The sequence below is a fragment of the Roseateles cavernae genome (genome assembly GCF_040187885.1).
In the GTDB taxonomy this organism is placed as follows: Bacteria; Pseudomonadota; Gammaproteobacteria; order Burkholderiales; family Burkholderiaceae_C; genus Roseateles_E; species Roseateles_E cavernae.
The window spans coordinates 118,134-136,140 of sequence record NZ_JBDPLH010000005.1 but is presented as its reverse complement, the minus strand read 5'-3'; the positions used below and the strand labels follow the sequence as shown (position 1 = coordinate 136,140).

The window sequence follows — 18,007 nt, the reverse complement described above, 5'->3', positions numbered from 1 at the left end:
GCGAGAGTCTAGTGCAGGCCTGGCACCGGCTCCTGCCGGCCGGCCAGCACCGGGCTCCGCTCGAAGCGCGCCACCCAGTCCGCCACCTGCTCGGCCGGCATCGGCAGCGCGATGCCATTGCCCTGGCCATGGTCGCAGCCCAGCGCCAGCAGCGCACGCGCATGCGAGGCGGTCTCGACCCCCTCGGCCACCACGCTGCAGCCGAAGGTGCGCGCCAGCCCGATCACGCCCTCGACCAGGGCCTTGTCCTGATCGTCGATCAGCATGTTCTGTACAAAGGAGCGGTCGATCTTCAGCGTGTCGACCGGCAGGTGCTTCAGATAGGTCAGGTTGGAATAGCCGGTGCCGAAATCGTCCAGCGCGAAGCGCACGCCGAAGGCGCGGCAGCGCCGGATCAGGGCCTGGGTGGCGTCGATATCGGCCAGCGCGGTCGACTCCAGCACCTCCAGCACCAGGTGCTCGGCCAGCGGCTCGCGGTGCCGGGCCAGCAATTCCTTCAGGCGCTGGGCGAAGTCGTCGGCCTGCAGATGACGGGCCGCGACGTTGACGCTGACGCGTAGATTCAGGCCGCCGGCCAGCCACTGGCTGGACTGCTTCAGCGCCTGCTCGATCACCCAGTCGCCGACCTGGACCGCCAGGCCGGTCTGCTCGACCACCGGCAGGAAATGGGCCGGCCCGAGCAGGCCGCGCTCCGGATGCTGCCAGCGCAGCAAGGCCTCGACGCCCAGCACCGTGCCGGCCCGCATATCGACCTTGGGTTGGTAGTAGAGCTGCAGCTCGTTGCCGTCCAGCGCCTGCTGCATGCGGCCCAGGGCCAGCACCCGGGCATCGCTGCGCAGGCGCTTCTCGGTGTCGAAGAACTGGTAGCCATTGCGCCCCGAGCGCTTGACGCGGTAGAGCGCATGGGCGGCATGGCGCTGCAGGGTTTCGCCGTCCGAGTGGTCCTGGGGGAAGACCGTGGCGCCGAGGCTGGCGCTGAGTTCCAGGGTCTGCCGGTGGCCGTCCAGGTGGTAGGGCGCACGAAGCACATTGAGCACCCGCTCGACCGCCAGCTGCGCCTCCTCCACGCTGCGGCAGCGCAGCAGCAGGCCGAATTCATCGCCGCCCAGGCGGGCGACCTCGTCCGACCACTCGCGGCCGCTGCGCAAGGCGGCCTGCAGCCGCGCCGCGACCTGTCTCAGCAGCTGGTCCCCGCCGTCCGCGCCCAGCCGCTCGTTGAAGGTTTTGAACTGGTCCAGATCCAGGCAGCACAGACACAGCAGGAAGCCCTCGCGGCGGCTGCTCTGCAGGGCCAGCTCGATGCGCTGCTTGAACTCGTTCTGATTCGGCAGGCCGGTCAGCCCGTCAAACCGGGTCTGGCGTGCCAGCAGGTCTTGCTGGCGACGCTGCTCGGTCTGGTCGGACACCGTGACGACATGAAAGCGCACCGGGCCGGCCGGTTCCGGAATCGTCGACACCGTGATCTGCAGGTGGCAGCTCTCGCCATTGCCGCGTCGGCATTGCAACAGGCCTTGCCAGTGGCCATCGCCGAGCAGCGCCTGGCGCAAGGCCTGCGGGTCGTGGCCGCTGCGGCGCAGGCTCTCGAACGTCAGCGGCGCGGCGATCTGGCCGCACAGGGCCTCGCGCGGCAGGTCCATCAGCCGGCAGTAGCTGGGGTTGGCATCCAGCACCCGATGCTCGGCATCGGTGACCAGCAGGCCCTCGTGCAGATGCTGGAACAGGCTCACGCTCATGCGCTGGCGCTCCTCGGCGCTGCGCTGCCACTCGGCGCGTTCGACCGCTATCGCCGCCAGAGCCGCCCGCCAGCGCCGGGTTTCGCGTCGCCGCAGGCCGGTCAGGGTGCCGAGCAACAAACAGACCGCCAGGGCCGTGAGGCCCAACCCCAGCAGCCAGTCGCTGGCCCGCGACGGCATCGGCAGGCTGAGCAGCAACACGATGCTCAGCGCCGCGCCTGCCGCGAACGGCACGCGGCCCTGCCACCAGCGGGGCGAGGCTTCGGCAGCAGCAATGGGAGGCGACTGGGGCATGGGCGCCTGCGGGAGAGGTAGTGATTCTGGCCGCGGGTGCAAACCCCCGGGCAAGGGCCGCGAGATGCTAGCAGTGCGGCGACCCGGCGGCCTTGAGTTTGCCCCCGCAAATAGATGGCTCGAAAACCCCGCCTCAAAACAAAAAAGGCTGCCTGAAGGCAGCCTTGGGTATTGCTGGCCGAGAATCTCGGCCGTGCCGCTAGGGCTCAGACGTTGAAATCTTCCAGCTTGGCGCCGCCGCCGATCGCCGCCTTCAGCCACTTGGGCTGCAAACCGCGACCGCTCCAGGTTTCCCCGGTGGCCTGGTTGCGATATTTGACCGCCACCTTGGAGGTCTTGCCCGCCTTCGGTACCCGCACGCTCAGATCGGCGACCGTCAGGCCATATTCGGACATCAAACTCTTGACCTTGGCAACGGCATCGGCGCGTTCGCGATCCTTGGTTTGGGCGATTTGTTCGTCGAGTGCGGCCCGTTGAGCCAACAGGTCTTTGAGTGATGCCATCTTTGCAAATCCTCGCTAGGTTTCAAGTTCAAGCATGGGGGACGCGCCGATTATAGGCATGGGCCCGCAAAACTCTCTAGCGACCTATTATGCGCAGATGCCGCGCCGCTCGCAATATTCGTTGAAATGGGCTGTTGTCGTGGTGCCGACATATTGACGCGGGGCCGCCACAAACCCGTGCGGGCGGCGACCCCGGCGCGCTTTACTTGAAGCCGACCTTGTCCAGCAGCTGCTGCACCTTGGGCAGATTCGCGCCCACCGAGGAAACCGGGATGGTTTCGCTCTTGAATTCACCCATCGCCTCGAGTGCCGGATTGGCCGGGCGCACACCGACCACCACCGGCCATTCGTTATTGCCGTTGGCGAAATAGATTTGTGCTTCCGGCGAACTCAGGTACTCGAGGAACTTGACCGCGTTGTCGCGATTCTTCGCATGCTTGGCCATCGCACCGCCGGCGATATTCATATGGGTGCCCCAGCTCTGCTGATTGGGGAAAACCACGCCCAGGCGCTCGACCACCGCGCGGTCTTCCGGCTTGCTGGAACGCATCATGCGGGCCAGGTAATAGCTGTTGGTCACGGCGATCTGGCATTCGCCGCTGGCGGCCGCCTTGATCTGGTCGGTATCGCCACCCTTGGGGGCGCGCGCCATATTGTCGACCACGCCCTTCAGCCAGGCCTCGGTACGCTCCGCTCCCATATGCTCATACATCGCACCGAACAAGGACAGGTTATAGGGGTGCGAGCCGCTGCGCAGGCAGACCTTGCCTTTGTTCTTCGGATCGGCCAATTCCTCGTAGGTATCGACGTCCTCTTTCTTGACGTTGATCTTGTTGTAGACGACGACGCGGGCGCGGGTCGACAAGCCAAACCAGGCCGAACCCTGGCCGCTGTCCTTGGCGCGCAGATGGGCGGGAATGCGCTGCTCCAGCACGGCCGACTTGACCGGTGCGAACAGGCCGTCGGTTTCGGCCAGCCACAGGCGTGCGGCGTCGACCAGCAGGATCACGTCGGCGGGGCTGGAGCTGCCCTCGCTTTTCAGGCGCGCGATCAGACCGGCGTCATCGGTGTCGACGCGGTTGATGCGGATGCCGGTGGCTTTCGTGAAATTCGCGTATAGCGCTTCGTCGGTCTGGTAGTGACGGGCCGAATACAGATTCAGCACCTGCTCCTGAGCCAGCGTGGCCGTGGCCACACCGGTCAGCAGGCCGGCGGCGAGGGCGGATTTGACGAGACGGGAAATTCGCATGGGGTCTCCAAGCCAAGTAAGGTGGCTGGGAGTTTACCCCGTGAACAAGAATAATTCTTGTTTGAGCTCAATCTCAGGCCGTCGGCGGCACATAGCCCGCCACCGCTTCGGCGCCGGCGCCGAAGAAGAATTGCTCCATCTGCCGGGCCAGGTATTGGCGGGCGCGCAGATCGGCCAGGTTCAGGCGGTTCTCGTTGACCAGCATCGTCTGATGCTTCATCCAGGCCGCCCAGGCCTCCTTGCAGACGTTTTGATAGATGCGCTTGCCCAGTTCGCCGGGATAGGGCGCGAAATCCAGGCCTTCGCCTTCTTTCTTCAGATAAACACATTGCACCATGCGTGCCATAACAACCTCTATTTGCTTGAGTGTGGAGGGGAGGCCTGGATTCAGGCCAGCTTCTTGACCAGCACTTGCGAGCGCCGGTCCCAGTTGTATTTGCGTTTGCGTTCTTCGGGCAGCCACTCGGGTTCGACCGGCGAAAAGCCGCGCTTGATGAACCAGTGCATCGTGCGTGTGGTCAGCACGAAGATGCTGCTCAGGCCCTGCGCCTTGGCGCGCTGTTCGATGCGCTTGAGGATGCGGTCGCCGTCGCCCTGGCCCTGCACCTCGCTGGAGACCGTCAGCGCCGCCATCTCGGCGGTGCGTGCCTCGACATAGGGGTACAGCGCCGCGCAGCCGAAGATCACGCCGTCGTGCTCGATCACCGTGTAGGCCTCGATATCGCGCTCGATCTCGTTGCGGTCGCGCTTGACCAGGGTGCCGTCGCGCTCGAAGGGCTCGATCAGCGCGACGATGCCGCCGACATCGTCCGGGCTGGCCTCGCGCAGGCTCTCCAGCTTCTCGTCGACCACCATGGTGCCGATCCCGTCATGGGTGTAGACCTCCTGCAAGAGCGCGCCATCCACCGCCAGCGGCAGGATGTGCGAGCGCTCGACGCCGGCCTGGCAGGCCTTGACGCAGTGCTGCAGATAAAAGGCCACATCGGTGGGCTGGGTCGGGCGCGGCAGGCTGGCCAGCATGCGCTTGGCGTCGGCCAGGGCCAGCTCGGTGTCGATGGCGCTGTCCGGGTCGTCCGGGTTCTCGCGCACGCCGGCCACCTCGGTCATGAACAGCAGCTTGTCGGCCTGCAGCGCGATTGCGGCGCTGGTCGCCACCTCTTCCATCGTCAGATTGAAGGCTTCGCCGGTCGGCGAGAAACCAAACGGCGACAGCAGCACGATGGCGCCGCTGTCGATGGCGCGCTGGATCGCCGCCGCATCGACCTTGCGCACCAGGCCACTGTGCTGGAAATCGACGCCGTCGACGATGCCCACCGGCCGCGCGGTCAGGAAATTGCCCGACACCACCCGCACCGTCGCATTGGCCATCGGCGTGTTCGGCAGACCTTGCGAGAACGCGGCCTCGATCTCGAAGCGCAGCTGGCCGGCCGCTTCTTGGGCGCAGTCCAGCGCCACCGCGTCGGTGACGCGCACGCCCTGGTGGAACTTCGGCGTCTGGCCCTTGGCTGCCAGCTGCTCGTTGACCTGGGGCCTGAAGCCGTGCACCAGCACGATCTTGATGCCCATCGCATGCAGGATGGACAGGTCCTGCACAAAGGCGTTCAGCTTGCCCGCCGCCACCAGCTCGCCCGGCATCCCGACCACAAAGGTCTCGCCGCGGTAGGCGTGGATATAGGGCGCGACCGAGCGGAACCAGGGCACGAAGGTGTGGGGAAAGACAAGGCTCATGTAGCGGGAGGGCGGTTGCGGCAGCAGGACGGGACGGAATGGGCCCCGATTGTGCCGCAGCGCCACCCGCTCGGAGTGCCGCAAGGGCACTCCGCGGCCAGGCCGCTCAGGCCTGCGGGCCGCGCCGGCGCCGCAGCTGCCAGCTCAGCAGGCCCAGACCCGCCAGCATCAGCGCGTAGCTCTCGGGTTCGGGCACGGCGCTGATGTCCAGGCGGACGCTGCCGTTGTCATAGAACAGCGCGCTGGTGTAGCCCGCGCCCAGGCCGCTGACCTGGACCGACGCGAACTGGCCCATGAAGTTGCCGGCGCTCATCAGCGTGAAGCTGGCCTTGCCGCTGAGCGAGAAGCTGTCCAGCAGGGTCAGCTGCAGGCTGCCGCCGAGAAAGGCCGTACCACCGATGGCCAGCAGATCGGTGCCGCCGGCGCCGATCTCCAGGTCCAGCCAGCCGCTCGGGAACTGGGCGAAGTTGCCCAGCACCGTCAGCGTGCCGATCGAATCCTCGCCGGGAGCGATATGGCCGGCCTCGTTGAGCAGATCGCCCAGGATGATGGCGTTGCCGGCCAGCGTGCCGCCGTGCACCGTCACGTCGCCACTGCCGAAGGCGCTGGCCGAGCGGCCGACCAGGGTGCCGCCGAACAGCTCGGTGCCGCCGGAATAGCTGTTGTCGCCCGCCAGCACCAGGGTGCCGGCACCGGACTTGGACAGGCTGCCCTCGTAGACACGGCCGTCGCGGGCTGCCTCCCGGGCCACACCCATCGCGTACTCGGTCTGCTCATCGGCGCTGGCGCTGCCGGGCAGGCCGTTGAGCCAGCCCTTGGCCGTCTTGGTGGCCTGCCAGCTGGCGGCCTCGGCCTGGTCCTCCAGCTTGCGCGCCTTGATGGCGGTGTCGGAGATGCTGTTGCTCCAGGTGTCATTCTGGCCCTGCGTGTTGACGGCGAACTTGCCGAGGAACTGGCCCGGTCCGTTCATCGCATGGCGCAGGCTCACCGTGCCCCAGCCGTTGCGCTCATCCGGCACCGCGGTCAGCTTGCCGGCATTCGGGTTGACGATGGCCGTACCCGAGGCATTGTTGATCGTGCCGTTCTGCACCGCGGTGGTCTTCATCACCTCCAGGGCCTGGGCATTCGTCATGTAGCCGTAGCGCTCCATGATGACGGCCAGGGCGCCCGAGGCATGCGGGGCGGCCATCGAGGTGCCCGACAGACTGGCATAGCCGGCCGTTGTGCCGGTTACCGAGCTGCCGTTGATGGCATTGCCGGGGGCCGTCACACAGGCCCATTTGGACAGGCCGCACTGGTTGTACAGCTGTGCACCCGGCACGTTGACCGAGCCGTCGCCGTTCAGCGACTGACCGGCTGCCACGCCGCCGACCACCAGGTTCTGACGGATCGCGGCCACGGCCAGCCAGCTGCCTTCCAGTTCCGGCATGAAATAGGCCATGCCCGAGCGGGCGCTGGCATTCGTGAAGCCGGTGTTGCCGGCGCTGAAGACCATCACCGTGCCGGTCTTGGCAGCATCGACGGCGCCCTTGATCCAGGTGTCGTCGCGCGACAAAAAGCCCCAGGATCCGATCAGGCCGGCCACGCCGGTGGGGCTGGGGCCTAGGGTGTTGTATTGCTCGCTATTGGGCTGGCTGCCCCAGCTGGTGCTGATGATGCGCACGCCCTGGGCGTTGACGCCGCGGTAGACATCGGCCACATGGGCCTGGTCGATGGTCTGGGCGGCGGTCTGCGTCACCTGCGGCATGCCGAACAGGGCGCCGTCGGTCTTGCCGGTGTTGCCGACGTAGACATTGGCATTGAAGGCCACGCCATGGAAGTTGTTGCTGCCGCCGATGCTGCCGTCGCGCGAGGCGCCGATGGTGCCGGAGACATGGGTGCCGTGTCTGTCGTTGTAGGCCGGGTTGTAGCTGCCGGCGATGCCGTTGACCGTCACCTGGTGGTAGCGATCGCTGCTCAGCTGCGGGTGCAGGTCGAAGAAGCCCGAATCGACCATGCCGACCTTGATGCCGGCGCCGCTGTAGCCGGCCGCATAGGCGTACTCGGCGCCGATGGACAGCAGGCCCCAGTCACGCCGGAACTCGGCGGTTCGCCAGCTGGCCGGATCACCGAGCATGCCGGGGTCGCCGTCGTAGGTGGTGATGGCGGCGGCCTGCTGGGCGGCCAGGCCTGCGAGCAGCAGGACGGCCAGGCGGGTGGGGCTCAGGTGAGACGGGGTGCGCTTCATCGGTCGATCTCCAAAGGGGTATGGATGACGAGATTGGTGACCGGCCGGGAAAGGGCGCAGAGGCAAGACCTGACCCGTCTGCCGATCAAGCGCCCGATGCTAGTGTTGCTGTTTCGTGGAGAAGTACCGGTTTTCCCGCGCTTCTGGCGATGGCGGGCGATAGGCGTTCCTTAGTTCTTGGGGGTGTGCGAACAGCGGTCCGACAAGGCCCGCCGCGCCGGACCTGCAAAGACACCGATAATCCTGGGTTCGTGAATCCATCGTCTTCCTCCCCCAGGCCGCCAAGGCCGCAGCAGTCGCCGAAGGCGAACACCGGCCGGCCCGCGCCGCCGCCCGCCAACCCGCTGCCGCCCATCAGCTTCCCCGAATCGCTGCCGGTCTCGAGCCGGCGCGAGGACATCGCGCGCGCGCTGGCCGAGCATCAGGTCATCATCGTCTGCGGCGAGACCGGTTCGGGCAAGACCACCCAGCTGCCCAAGATCGCGCTGGCGCTGGGCCGCGGCCGGGCCAATACCGGCAAGCTGATCGGCCACACGCAGCCGCGCCGCATCGCCGCGTCCAGCGTGGCCAAGCGCATCGCCGAGGAACTAAAGACGCCGCTGGGCGAGATCGTCGGCTACAAGGTGCGCTTCCAGGACCGGCTGCAACCGGGCGCCAGCGTCAAGCTGATGACCGACGGGATTCTGCTGGCCGAGACCCAGACCGATCCGTTGCTGAAGGCCTATGACACCATCATCATCGACGAGGCGCACGAGCGCTCGCTGAACATCGATTTCCTGCTCGGCTATCTGCGCGAGGTGCTGCCGCGCCGGCCGGACCTGAAGGTCATCGTCACCTCGGCCACCATCGACGCCGACCGCTTCGCCAAGCATTTCGAGTCCGCCAAGGGCCCGGCGCCGGTGCTGATGGTTTCGGGCCGGCTGTTCCCGGTCGAGCAGCGCTACCGGCCCTTCGAGGAATCGCGCGAGTACGACGTCAACAACGCCATCGTCGACGCGGTCGACGAACTGTGGCGCGAGGGCGGCGGCGATGTGCTGGTCTTCCTGCCCGGCGAGCGCGAGATCCGCGAGGCGGCCGAGGCGCTGCGCAAGCACCACCCGCCCGGCGTCGAGGTGCTGCCGCTGTTCGCACGCCTGTCGCAGCAGGAGCAGGACAAGGTCTTCGATCCGCATGGCCAGCGCCGCATCGTGCTGGCGACCAATGTGGCCGAGACCTCGCTGACCGTCCCGGGCATCCGCTATGTGATCGATCCGGGCCTCTCCCGGGTCAAGCGCTACAGCTACCGCAACAAGGTCGAGCAGCTGCAGATCGAGGCCATCAGCCAGTCCAGCGCCAACCAGCGTGCCGGCCGCTGCGGCCGCGTCAGCAACGGCATCTGCATCCGCCTCTACGACGAGAAGGACTTCCTCGCCCGCCCCAAGTTCACCGATCCGGAAATCCTGCGCAGCTCGCTGGCCGGCGTGATCCTGCGCATGAAGGCCTTGCATCTGGGCCAGGTCGACGAGTTCCCCTTCATCGAGCCGCCGCCGCGCAAGGCCGTGGCCGATGGCTACCAGCTGCTGGGCGAGCTGGGCGCGGTCGATGACTTGAACGAGCTGACGCCTATGGGTTGGGAGCTGGCCAAGCTGCCGCTGGACCCGCGGGTCGGCCGGATGATTCTGGAGGCCAGGAACCGCGAGGCGCTGACCGAGATCCTGATCATCGCCAGCGCGCTCAGCGGCCAGGACGTGCGCGACCGGCCGATGGAGGCGCAGCAGGCGGCCGATGAAAAGCACAAGAAGTTCGATGACGAGAAGTCAGAGTTCCTGGGCTACTTGAAGCTGTGGAAATGGCTGGAAGAGAGCAAGGGCGGCTCCGGGGAACACAAGCTCAGCCACCGCCGCTACGAAGCGCTGCTGCGTGAGAACTTCGTCAGCCCGCGCCGGGTGCGCGAATGGCGCGACATCTATTCGCAGCTGCACACCGTGGTCGCCGAGCATGGCTGGCGCATGAACGGCAGCCCGGCCACCTACGAACAGGTGCATCTGTCGATGCTGGCCGGCCTCTTGGGCAATATCGGCCTGAAGAGCGACGAGGACGAGTGGTATCTGGGGGCGCGCGGCATCAAGTTCTGGCGCCACCCCGGTGCGCATCTGAGCAAGAAGCCGGGCCGCTGGATCGTCGCGGCCGAGCTGGTGGACACGACCCGGCTGTTCGGCCGCGGCATCGCCGCGATCGAGCCGCAGTGGCTGCCCTCTATCGCCGGCCATCTCATCAAGACCCAGCTGATGGAGCCGCACTGGGAGAAGAAGGCGGCCGAGGTGATCGCGCTGGAGCGCGCAACGTTGTACGGCATCGTCATCTACAGCAACCGGCGCGTGAACTTCGGCAAGGTCGATGCGGCCGCCGCGCGCGAGATCTTCATCCGCGAGGCCCTGGTCAACGGCGAATGGGAGACCCGTCTGCCCTTCCTGGCCCACAACCAGAAGCAGATCGCCAAGGTCGAGGAGCTGGAGCACAAGTCACGGCGCCAGGATGTGCTGGTCGACGACGAGCTGATCTACGCCTTCTACGACGCCCAGCTGCCGGCCGAGGTGTGCTCGGGCGCGACGCTGGAGCGCTGGTACCGGCACGAATCCAAGGCCGAGCCCAAGCTCCTGCAGCTCAGCCGCGAGGAACTGATGCGCCACGAGGCGGCCGGCATCACCGGCAGCGCCTTCCCGAAAACGATCAGGCTGGGCGGGGTCGACTGCGCCGCCACCTACCTGCACGAGCCCGGCGATGCCCGCGATGGCCTCACCGTCACCGTGCCCATCTATGCGCTGAACCAGGTCAACGAGGAGCGCTGCGAATGGCTGGTGCCCGGCATGCTGGGCGCCAAGGTCACGGCCTTGCTGAAGAGCCTGCACCAGCGGCCGCGCTCGCGCCTGGTGCCGCTGCCGGACTTCGTCGCCGAGTTCATCGAGCTCAACCCCTTCGCCCAGGGCAGCCTGGTCGAGGTGCTGCTGAAGGCCGTCAAGGAGCGCAGCCAGATCGCGGTGCAGCGCAACGATTTCAAGCTCGAACAGCTGCAGGCCCATCTGTTCATGAACTTCCGCATCGTCGACGAGCACGGCCGCCAGCTGGGCCAGGGCCGCAATCTAGCGGCGCTGAAGGCCGAACTGGGCGGCCAGGCGCGCAGCGCCTTCCAGGCCCTGGCGGCGCTGAAGCTGCCTGCGGCGCATGCTTCGCCTATTGCCGAGCCGCCGCCGGTCGCGCCCGGGGGCATTCGGGCCGAGATCGTCAAGCCGGCCAGTGCACCGGTGCGCGAGGCGAGCAAGAGCTATACCGGCTGGACCTTCGGCGAGCTGCCCGAGCTGATGGAAGTCAGGCGCGGCGCCCAGACTCTGATCGGCTTCCCGGCGCTGATCGACCGGGTCAGCCATGTCGAGATCGAGGTGTTCGATGAGCCCGATGTCGCCGCCGCCAAGCACCGTCTGGGCCTGCGCCGCCTGGTGGCGCTGCAGCTCAAGGAGCCGCTGAAGTATCTGGAGAAGAACATCCCGGATCTGCAGAAGATGTCGGTGCTGTTCATGAGCCTGGGCACGGCCGAGGAGCTGCGCGACCAGATCATCGGCGTCGCGCTGGACCGCGCCTTCCTGGCCGATCCGCTGCCGGCCGACGAATTCGCCTTCAAGGCCCGCATCGAGGAGGGCCGTGCGCGGCTCAATCTGATCGCGCAGGAGGTGGCGCGCCAGACCGGGGTGGTGCTGATCGAGCTGGCGGCCGCGAGCCGCAAGCTCAAGGACGCGCGTGCGCCCAAGGAGGTGGGCGAGGACATCACGGCCCAGCTGCAGCGCCTGTGTCCTAAGCACTTCGTCACCGCCACGCCCTGGGCCCAGCTGCAGCACCTGCCGCGCTATCTGAAGGCCATCACCGCCCGGCTGGACAAGCAGCGTGCCGACCCGGCGCGCGACGCCAAGCTGCTGGCCGAGCTGAAGCCGCTGGAGCAGCGTTTCCTGCGCCGCCTGGCCGAGCTCAAGGGCACGACGGACGCCCGGCTGGTGGATTTCCGCTGGCAGCTGGAGGAGCTGCGCGTCAGCCTGTTTGCACAGGAGTTGCGCACGCCGCAGCCGGTCAGCGTCAAGCGGCTGGACAAGGTCTGGGCCCAGCTGAGCGCCTGAGTTGTCGCGCCCGCGCCGAATGCCCCGTGAATCGAGGCTTTATTGCCGCATCGCCAGGCGCACAATCTGGGTCAAATCACACTTTGTTTCATCAAACTCCAAGGTCCGCACGCATCGTGCCGAATGCTGAACCGACTGCCAGTCCGCCCGACGCTGGCGCCAAGACCGCCGCCGCCGTGCGGCGCTTTGGTCGTTTTGAACTCCGGGCGCTGCTGAACAAGAGCACGCGCAGCATGCTGTGGCTGGTGCTGGACACCCGCAGCCAGCAGGAGATGCTGATCTGCATGCCGCGGCTGGCGCCCAACAGCCCCGAGGCCTTGGCCCACTGGCTGAAGACCGCCAACGCCGGTGCCCGCATCCAGCACCCGAACCTGGCCCATGTGGTCGAGGTCGGCCAGGTCGAGCACTGGCCTTTCATCGCCTATGACCGGGCGCTGGGCGAGACCCTGGATGAGCGGCTGGCACGCCACAACGCGCCGCTGCCGCTGGATGTGGCGGCCTGGACCTGCCAGTACCTCGAAGGCCTGGCCTTCGCCCATGAGGCCGGCCATGCGCATCGCGATGTGCAGGCCGCCTCGATGCTGATCGACAGCCTGGGCCATGTGCGGGTGCTGGGCCTGGAGGTGGCGCAGGAGGTGTTTCCGGCCACTGTGGATTTCAATACCGTGACGCGGCGCGCGGTGCGCGAGGCGGCCCAGGACGATGTGCTGTGCGTCGGCCTGCTGATGCACCGCATGCTGACCGCCCGGCCGGTGCTCGACGAGGCCGATCTGCTGCTGGTGATGCAGCGCATGCAGCCGCAAGGCCATGAGTTGCTGCGCCTGGGCTGGGAGACGCCGCACCCGATTGCCGAACCGCTGCGCGCCATCGTCAACCGCGCCACCGACCGCCAGACCGGCCACCGCTACCATCTGGCGCGCAGCTTCTGGCGCGCGCTGGAGGGCTGGCGCAGCGCCGCCAATGACCAGGGCGGCGCGATCGCGCAGCTGATGGACAAGCTGCAGCGCGTCGGCCATCTGCCGATCGCCTCGCTGCGCCTGCAGCGCATCGCCCAGTCGTCCAGCATGGAGGGCCAGCACGCCAGCGAGCTCTCCGGCCTGGTGCTGCAGGACATGGCGCTGAGCCTGGAGATGCTGCGCCGTGTCAACAACGCGCTGAAGCAGCAAGGCATAACGGCCGGCGGCGGCGCCATCCTGAATATGCAGCGTGCCATCGCGATGCTGGGCCTGAACGGTGTGCAGCAGGCGGCCCGCGCGCTCAAGCCCTGGCCCGGCCCGCTGTCCGAAGCCAATGCCGCGACCTTGCGCAGCCTGATGGGCCGGGTGCAGCGCGCCGGCCAGGTGGCGCAGGCGCTGCGCCCGGCCGGTTACGACGCCGAGGTGGTCTATCTGATCACCGTGATGCAGAACCTCGGCCGCCTGCTGCTGCAGTACCACTTTCCCGATGATGCGCAGCAGATCCGCCAGCTGATGCGCCCGTCCGAGCCGACCGCCGACAACCCCAAGCCGGTCGGCATGAGCGAGCAGTCGGCCGCCTATGCGGTGCTGGGCTGCGATCTCGAAGCGCTGGGCACGGCGGTGGCGCGCTACTGGAGCCTGGGCGACGAACTGCTGCACATGATGCGGCGCCAGGCCATCGAGGCGCCGGTACGTGGCGGCGGCAGCGATGCCGAGCTGCTGCGCCTGACCTGCAGCCTGGCCAATGAAATCGTCGATGCGCTGGCCCTGCCCGAAGAGAAGCGCCAGGCCGGCGTCGAGACGGCCACGCGGCGCTATGCGCGGTCGCTGGGCCTGGGCCTGCGCGAGGTCTACGAGGCGCTGAATCCGGCCGCAGCTGCGGCAGCCCATGCCGACCATCCCGACCACGGCGCGCCGGCCGCAGCGCAGCCCCAGGCCTCGCCGCTGCGCTCGCGCTTGCGAGGCAAGACCGAGAGCGAAGACCCGGTCTCCCCGCCGCCCATAGCGCCGAGCGGCTGATTCGCCCGCTCGCCACGATTTCTAGAACAAGGTCCCCATGCTTCCCTCCACACCCACCGCACCGCAGATGCCGCCTGCGCTGGGGCGCTTTCGCCCCTTGCGCCGGCTCGGGCAGGGCGCGCAGGCGACGGTCTGGCTGGCGCATGACCCGCGGCTGGACCGCGAGGTGGCGCTGAAGGTCTTGCTGGCCGGCGCCACGCCGGCCAATGTCGAGGCCTGGCTGCACGAGGCCCGCGCCGTCAGCCGCCTGACGCATCCGAATATCGTGCCGGTGTTCGAGGCCGATATGCAGGGCGGCCAGGCCTATCTGGTGTTCGAGTATGTGGCCGGCCCGACGCTCAGCGAGCGCCTGCGCAGCGGCCCGGCGCTGCGCCCGCGCGACGCGGTGGAGCTGATGCTGGGCGTGCTCGACGGCCTGCAGGTCGCGCATGCCGCCGGCGTCGTGCACCGCGATCTGAAGCCCTCCAACATCCTGCTCGACGCCAAGGGCCGGGCGCGGGTGATGGACTTCGGCATCGCTGCACGGCTGACGGACGCCGGCAAGCCGCAAGGCATCGTCGGCACGCCCGGCTATATCTCGCCCGAGGCCGCGCGCGGCGAGGCGCCGAGCCCGCAGATGGATGTGTTCGCGGCCGCGGTGATGCTGGGCGAGCTGCTGTCGGGCCAGCGTCTGAACGCCGATCCCGATCCCTGGCGCGCGGTGCGCCGCGTCATCGAGCAAGACCTGGCCCTGCCGCCGGGGCTCAATGCCGAGGTCGACGATGCGCTGCGCGCCATCGTGCTGCGCGGCCTGGCGCGCGATGCGACGCGACGCTGGCCCACGGCCAAGGCCTTTCACGATGCCCTCAACGAATGGCTGCACCCGGCGGTGGCGCCCAGCAGCGAAGCGGGCGACACGGCGGCGCTGGAGTTCCTGCTGCGCCGCATGCGCCACAAGACCGACTTCCCGGCCATGTCCGATTCGGTCGGCCGCATCCAGCGCCTGACCCTGTCCGAGAACGAGAGCATCACCAGCCTCTCCAACGAGATCCTGAAGGACGTGGCGCTGACCCACAAGCTGCTGCGCCTGGTCAACACCGCCCAGTTCAGCCATGCCGGCGGCGGCAGCATCTCGACGGTCTCGCGTGCCGCCGCGCTGATCGGCTTTGCCGGCATCCGCAATCTGGCGCTGTCGCTGATCCTGCTCGAGCGCATGGAGAACAAGGCCCATGCCCAGCTCTTGCGCGAGGAGTTCCTGCGCTCGCTGATGGCCGGCTCGCTGGCCCGCGAGCTGTGCCTGGTGCAGCGCGAAAACGAGGAGAGTTTTCTCGCCGCGATGTTCCAGAATCTGGGCCGTTTGCTGACCGAGTTCTACTTTCCCGAGGAAGCCCAGCAGGTGCGCCGCATCACGCGGCCCGAGCGCCGCGCCGGTGGCGACACGGCCGGGCCCGCTGCGCCGGTCAGCGAGGCGCTGGCCTCGGCCCAGGTGCTGGGCCTGAGCTATGAGCAGCTGGGCCTGGGCGTGGCCAAGCAATGGGGGCTGCCGGACAGCCTGCAGCGCAGCATGCGCCGGCCCGACGGCGATGTGCCGACGCGGCTGCAGGACAACCCGGCCGAGCGCCAGCGCTGGCTGGCGCGGGCGGCCAACGAGATGTCCGACGCGATCCTGCAGACCGAGCCGGCCGAGACCCATGCCAAGCTCAAGGCGATGGCGCAGCGCTACTCGCGCGCGCTGGGGGTGCCGGTCGAGGCCTTCGATGCGGCCGCCGATCAGGCCCGCCAGCGCCTGGCCCAGCTGGCCCAGGCCATGGGCATCAGCCTGGCCAAGAACTCACCGGCCCAGCGTCTGCTGGCGCCGCTGACCCCCACCGTCGATGACAGCCTGTCGCCGCACGAGCTGCATGCGACCTTGCTGGCCGAGCCGACCCTGCAGCGCAGCGAGGCCGAGGTCTCGCGCGAGCAGGCCAGCGAGACCCTGGCCGCCGGCATCCAGGACATCACCAATGCGATGGTCGAGAACTTCAAGCTCAACGAAGTGCTGCGCATGATTCTGGAGACCATCTACCGCAGCCTCGGCTTCCGGCGTGTGGTGTTCTGCCTGCGCGACCCGAAGACCGAAACCCTGACCGGCCGCTTCGGCCTGGGCGAGGGGGTCGAGGCGGTGGCGCCGCTGTTCCGCGTGCCGCTGCGCGGCACGCCCGGGGTCACGGCCGATCTGTTCTCGGCGGTCTGCCAGAAGGGCGTCGACACGCTGATCGCCGACGCCTCGGTGCCCAAGATCGCCGAGCGCCTGCCGGCCTGGTTCCTCGGTGCGCCGAAGGCGGCCAGCTTCCTGATACTGCCGATGGCGGTCAAGGGCGCGCCGTTCGCGATGATCTATGCCGACAAGGCCCGGCCCGGCGGCATCGATCTGGGCGAGAAGGAGCTGTCGCTGCTGCGCACGCTGCGCAACCAGGCGGTGATGGCCTTCAGGCAGGCCAGCTGAGCCTGCCCTTCAGCTGAACACGCTGACCGCAGCGACCAGCTGCTGCGACTGCTGCTGCAGCGAGGTGGCGGCGGCCGAGGCCTCTTCCACCAGCGCGGCATTCTGCTGGGTGGCCTGATCCATCTGGGTGATGGCCTGGTGGATCTGCTCGATGCCGGCCGTCTGCTCGACGCTGGCGCTGCTGATCTCGCCGACGATGTCGGTGACCCGCTTCACGCTGGCGACGATCTGCTCCATCGTCGCGCCGGCCTGGCCGACCAGGGCGCTGCCGCTGTCGACCTTCTCGACCGAGTCGACGATCAGGCCCTTGATCTCCTTGGCCGCAGCCGCCGAGCGCTGGGCCAGGCCGCGCACCTCGGAGGCGACCACCGCGAAGCCGCGGCCCTGCTCGCCGGCCCGCGCCGCTTCGACCGCCGCGTTCAGCGCCAGGATATTGGTCTGGAAGGCGATGCCGTCGATCACACCGATGATGTCGACGATCTTCTTCGACGAGCCGCTGATCGAGTTCATGGTCTGCACCACCTGGCTGACCACCTCGCCGCCCTGCACGGCCACGGCCGAGGCCGACATCGCCAGCTGGTTGGCCTGGCGGGCGTTGTCGGCGTTCTGCTTGACCGTGGCGGTCAGCTCCTCCATCGAGGCCGCGGTCTGCTCGAGCGCGCTGGCCTGGGCTTCGGTGCGGCCCGACAGGTCCAGGTTGCCGGCGGCGATCTGGCCCGAGGCGGTGGCGATGGTGTCGGTGGAGTCGCGGATCTGGCGCACCGTGCCGGCCAGGCTTTGCTGCATCTGCTGCATCGCGGCCAGCAGGCTGTGCTGGTCGCCGGATCGCAGCAGCACCTTGACACCGAGGTCGCCGGCGCCGATGCGGCGCACGATATCGGCCGCGTAGTCGGGCTCGCCGCCGAGCTGGCGGTAGATATTGCCCATCATGCGCCAGCCCAGGCCGCCGACCACCAGCATCAGCACGCCGCCGACCGAGAGCAGCACGGTCGCGCTGCGCCAGAACGCGGTGTCGATGTCGTCGATGTAGTCGCCAAAGCCGATGATCCAGTCCCAGGGCTCGAACTTGATCACCGCGTAGAGCTTGTCCACCTTGCCCTCGGTGCCGGGCCGGGTGCCCGGTGCGATGACCGTGCCTATGGTCTGGCCGGCCAGGGCCTTGCGGTAGCGCTCGCCGGCCTCCTTGCCGCCCTTGGCGTCGACGATGCCGATGCGCTTGGGGTTGGGGTGCACATGGTTGATGTCATCCGAGTAGCCGCGGACGAAGAAATAGAGCTCGTCCTTGCGGAAGCTGCCGATGATGCGCTTGCCTTCCTTTTGCGCATCGGCCTTGGAGATCTCGCCGGCTTTTTCCTGGGCATGCAGCTTTTCCAGGGCCGAGTGCGCCAGCAGCACCAGGGTCGAGAGCTGGGCGGTGCGCTCCTTCATCATCGACTGCTTCAAGGTGGTCAGCGAGATCGCGGCCAGCAGCACCACGCCAAGCAGTGCGGTGCCGCAAAGCAGCAGGATTCGTGTGTTGAGCTTCATGCGAGACCAGACATCGGGAGGGAGGAAACTGGCCGAACGCGGTGCCGTACAGCCATGGCGGGCACCGCCGGGCGGCGGTGATGGCTGTTTATCGGCGCAAATCGGCCGAGCTTGAGCTGACGATATCTTGGGGAGCGGGCGCAGCGCCAGAATGGCGGCGCGAA

Annotated in this window: 10 protein-coding genes; 3 read left to right on the top strand and 7 right to left on the bottom strand. The window is 67.9% G+C overall.

Going from position 1 to position 18,007, the window contains the following annotated elements; translation table 11 throughout:
* Positions 1-8 precede the first annotated feature (8 nt).
* The 6 genes from ABGI63_RS15640 to ABGI63_RS15615 all read right to left on the bottom strand — a co-directional run bounded on the left by ABGI63_RS15640 (position 9) and on the right by ABGI63_RS15615 (position 7,734).
* Entirely contained in the window at positions 9-2,027 is a 2,019-nt protein-coding gene (locus ABGI63_RS15640) for a putative bifunctional diguanylate cyclase/phosphodiesterase (RefSeq protein ID WP_349743305.1), read from the bottom strand.
* A 206-nt stretch (positions 2,028-2,233) separates the two neighbouring features.
* The gene (locus ABGI63_RS15635; RefSeq protein WP_272645506.1) at positions 2,234-2,530 is read right to left on the bottom strand and encodes an H-NS histone family protein; all 297 of its coding nucleotides are present in this window, start codon (positions 2,528-2,530) and stop codon (positions 2,234-2,236) included.
* A gap of 202 nt (positions 2,531-2,732) precedes the next feature.
* Complete coding sequence (locus ABGI63_RS15630; protein ID WP_432767425.1) at positions 2,733-3,779, bottom strand: Fe(3+) ABC transporter substrate-binding protein; 1,047 nt, start codon at positions 3,777-3,779, stop codon at positions 2,733-2,735.
* A 73-nt stretch (positions 3,780-3,852) separates the two neighbouring features.
* Positions 3,853-4,125, bottom strand: a complete 273-nt coding sequence (locus ABGI63_RS15625) for an oxidative damage protection protein (RefSeq protein WP_349743304.1) — start codon at positions 4,123-4,125, stop codon at positions 3,853-3,855.
* A gap of 41 nt (positions 4,126-4,166) precedes the next feature.
* A complete protein-coding gene (gene argA, locus ABGI63_RS15620) occupies positions 4,167-5,507 on the bottom strand; it encodes an amino-acid N-acetyltransferase (RefSeq protein ID WP_266005877.1) in 1,341 nt (446 codons plus the stop codon).
* Positions 5,508-5,613: 106 nt separating this feature from the next.
* A complete protein-coding gene (locus ABGI63_RS15615; protein ID WP_349743303.1) occupies positions 5,614-7,734 on the bottom strand; it encodes a S8 family peptidase in 2,121 nt (706 codons plus the stop codon).
* A gap of 149 nt (positions 7,735-7,883) precedes the next feature.
* Between ABGI63_RS15615 and hrpA the strand changes: the two genes are divergently transcribed.
* The 3 genes from hrpA (at position 7,884) to ABGI63_RS15600 (ending at position 16,316) form a co-directional block, all read left to right on the top strand.
* Positions 7,884-11,876 (top strand): ATP-dependent RNA helicase HrpA, encoded by a 3,993-nt coding sequence (hrpA, locus tag ABGI63_RS15610; protein ID WP_432767424.1) that lies wholly within the window; start codon positions 7,884-7,886, stop codon positions 11,874-11,876.
* 116 nt (positions 11,877-11,992) lie between these two features.
* Positions 11,993-13,852 (top strand): serine/threonine protein kinase, encoded by a 1,860-nt coding sequence (locus ABGI63_RS15605; RefSeq protein ID WP_349743301.1) that lies wholly within the window; start codon positions 11,993-11,995, stop codon positions 13,850-13,852.
* 37 nt (positions 13,853-13,889) lie between these two features.
* Positions 13,890-16,316 carry a protein kinase domain-containing protein gene (locus ABGI63_RS15600; protein WP_349743300.1) on the top strand — a complete coding sequence of 809 codons (2,427 nt, stop codon included), beginning with the start codon at positions 13,890-13,892 and terminating at the stop codon, positions 16,314-16,316.
* Positions 16,317-16,325: 9 nt separating this feature from the next.
* On the opposite strand, the gene ABGI63_RS15595 is transcribed toward ABGI63_RS15600, so the two are convergent.
* On the bottom strand, positions 16,326-17,843 hold the full coding sequence (locus ABGI63_RS15595) for a methyl-accepting chemotaxis protein (RefSeq protein ID WP_349743299.1): 1,518 nt from the start codon (positions 17,841-17,843) through the stop codon (positions 16,326-16,328).
* Positions 17,844-18,007: the final 164 nt, after the last annotated feature.

Excerpts from the sequence above, each read along its gene's own strand:
- argA (WP_266005877.1), bottom strand. The coding sequence starts at position 5,507 with ATGAGCCTTGTCTTTCCCCACACCTTCGTGCCCTGGTTCCGCTCGGTC.
- ABGI63_RS15600 (WP_349743300.1), top strand. The coding sequence starts at position 13,890 with ATGCTTCCCTCCACACCCACCGCACCGCAGATGCCGCCTGCGCTGGGG.
- ABGI63_RS15595 (WP_349743299.1), bottom strand. The coding sequence starts at position 17,843 with ATGAAGCTCAACACACGAATCCTGCTGCTTTGCGGCACCGCACTGCTT.
- hrpA (WP_432767424.1), top strand. The coding sequence starts at position 7,884 with ATGGCGGGCGATAGGCGTTCCTTAGTTCTTGGGGGTGTGCGAACAGCG.
- ABGI63_RS15630 (WP_432767425.1), bottom strand. The coding sequence starts at position 3,779 with ATGCGAATTTCCCGTCTCGTCAAATCCGCCCTCGCCGCCGGCCTGCTG.
- ABGI63_RS15635 (WP_272645506.1), bottom strand. The coding sequence starts at position 2,530 with ATGGCATCACTCAAAGACCTGTTGGCTCAACGGGCCGCACTCGACGAA.
- ABGI63_RS15615 (WP_349743303.1), bottom strand. The coding sequence starts at position 7,734 with ATGAAGCGCACCCCGTCTCACCTGAGCCCCACCCGCCTGGCCGTCCTG.
- ABGI63_RS15625 (WP_349743304.1), bottom strand. The coding sequence starts at position 4,125 with ATGGCACGCATGGTGCAATGTGTTTATCTGAAGAAAGAAGGCGAAGGC.
- ABGI63_RS15640 (WP_349743305.1), bottom strand. The coding sequence starts at position 2,027 with ATGCCCCAGTCGCCTCCCATTGCTGCTGCCGAAGCCTCGCCCCGCTGG.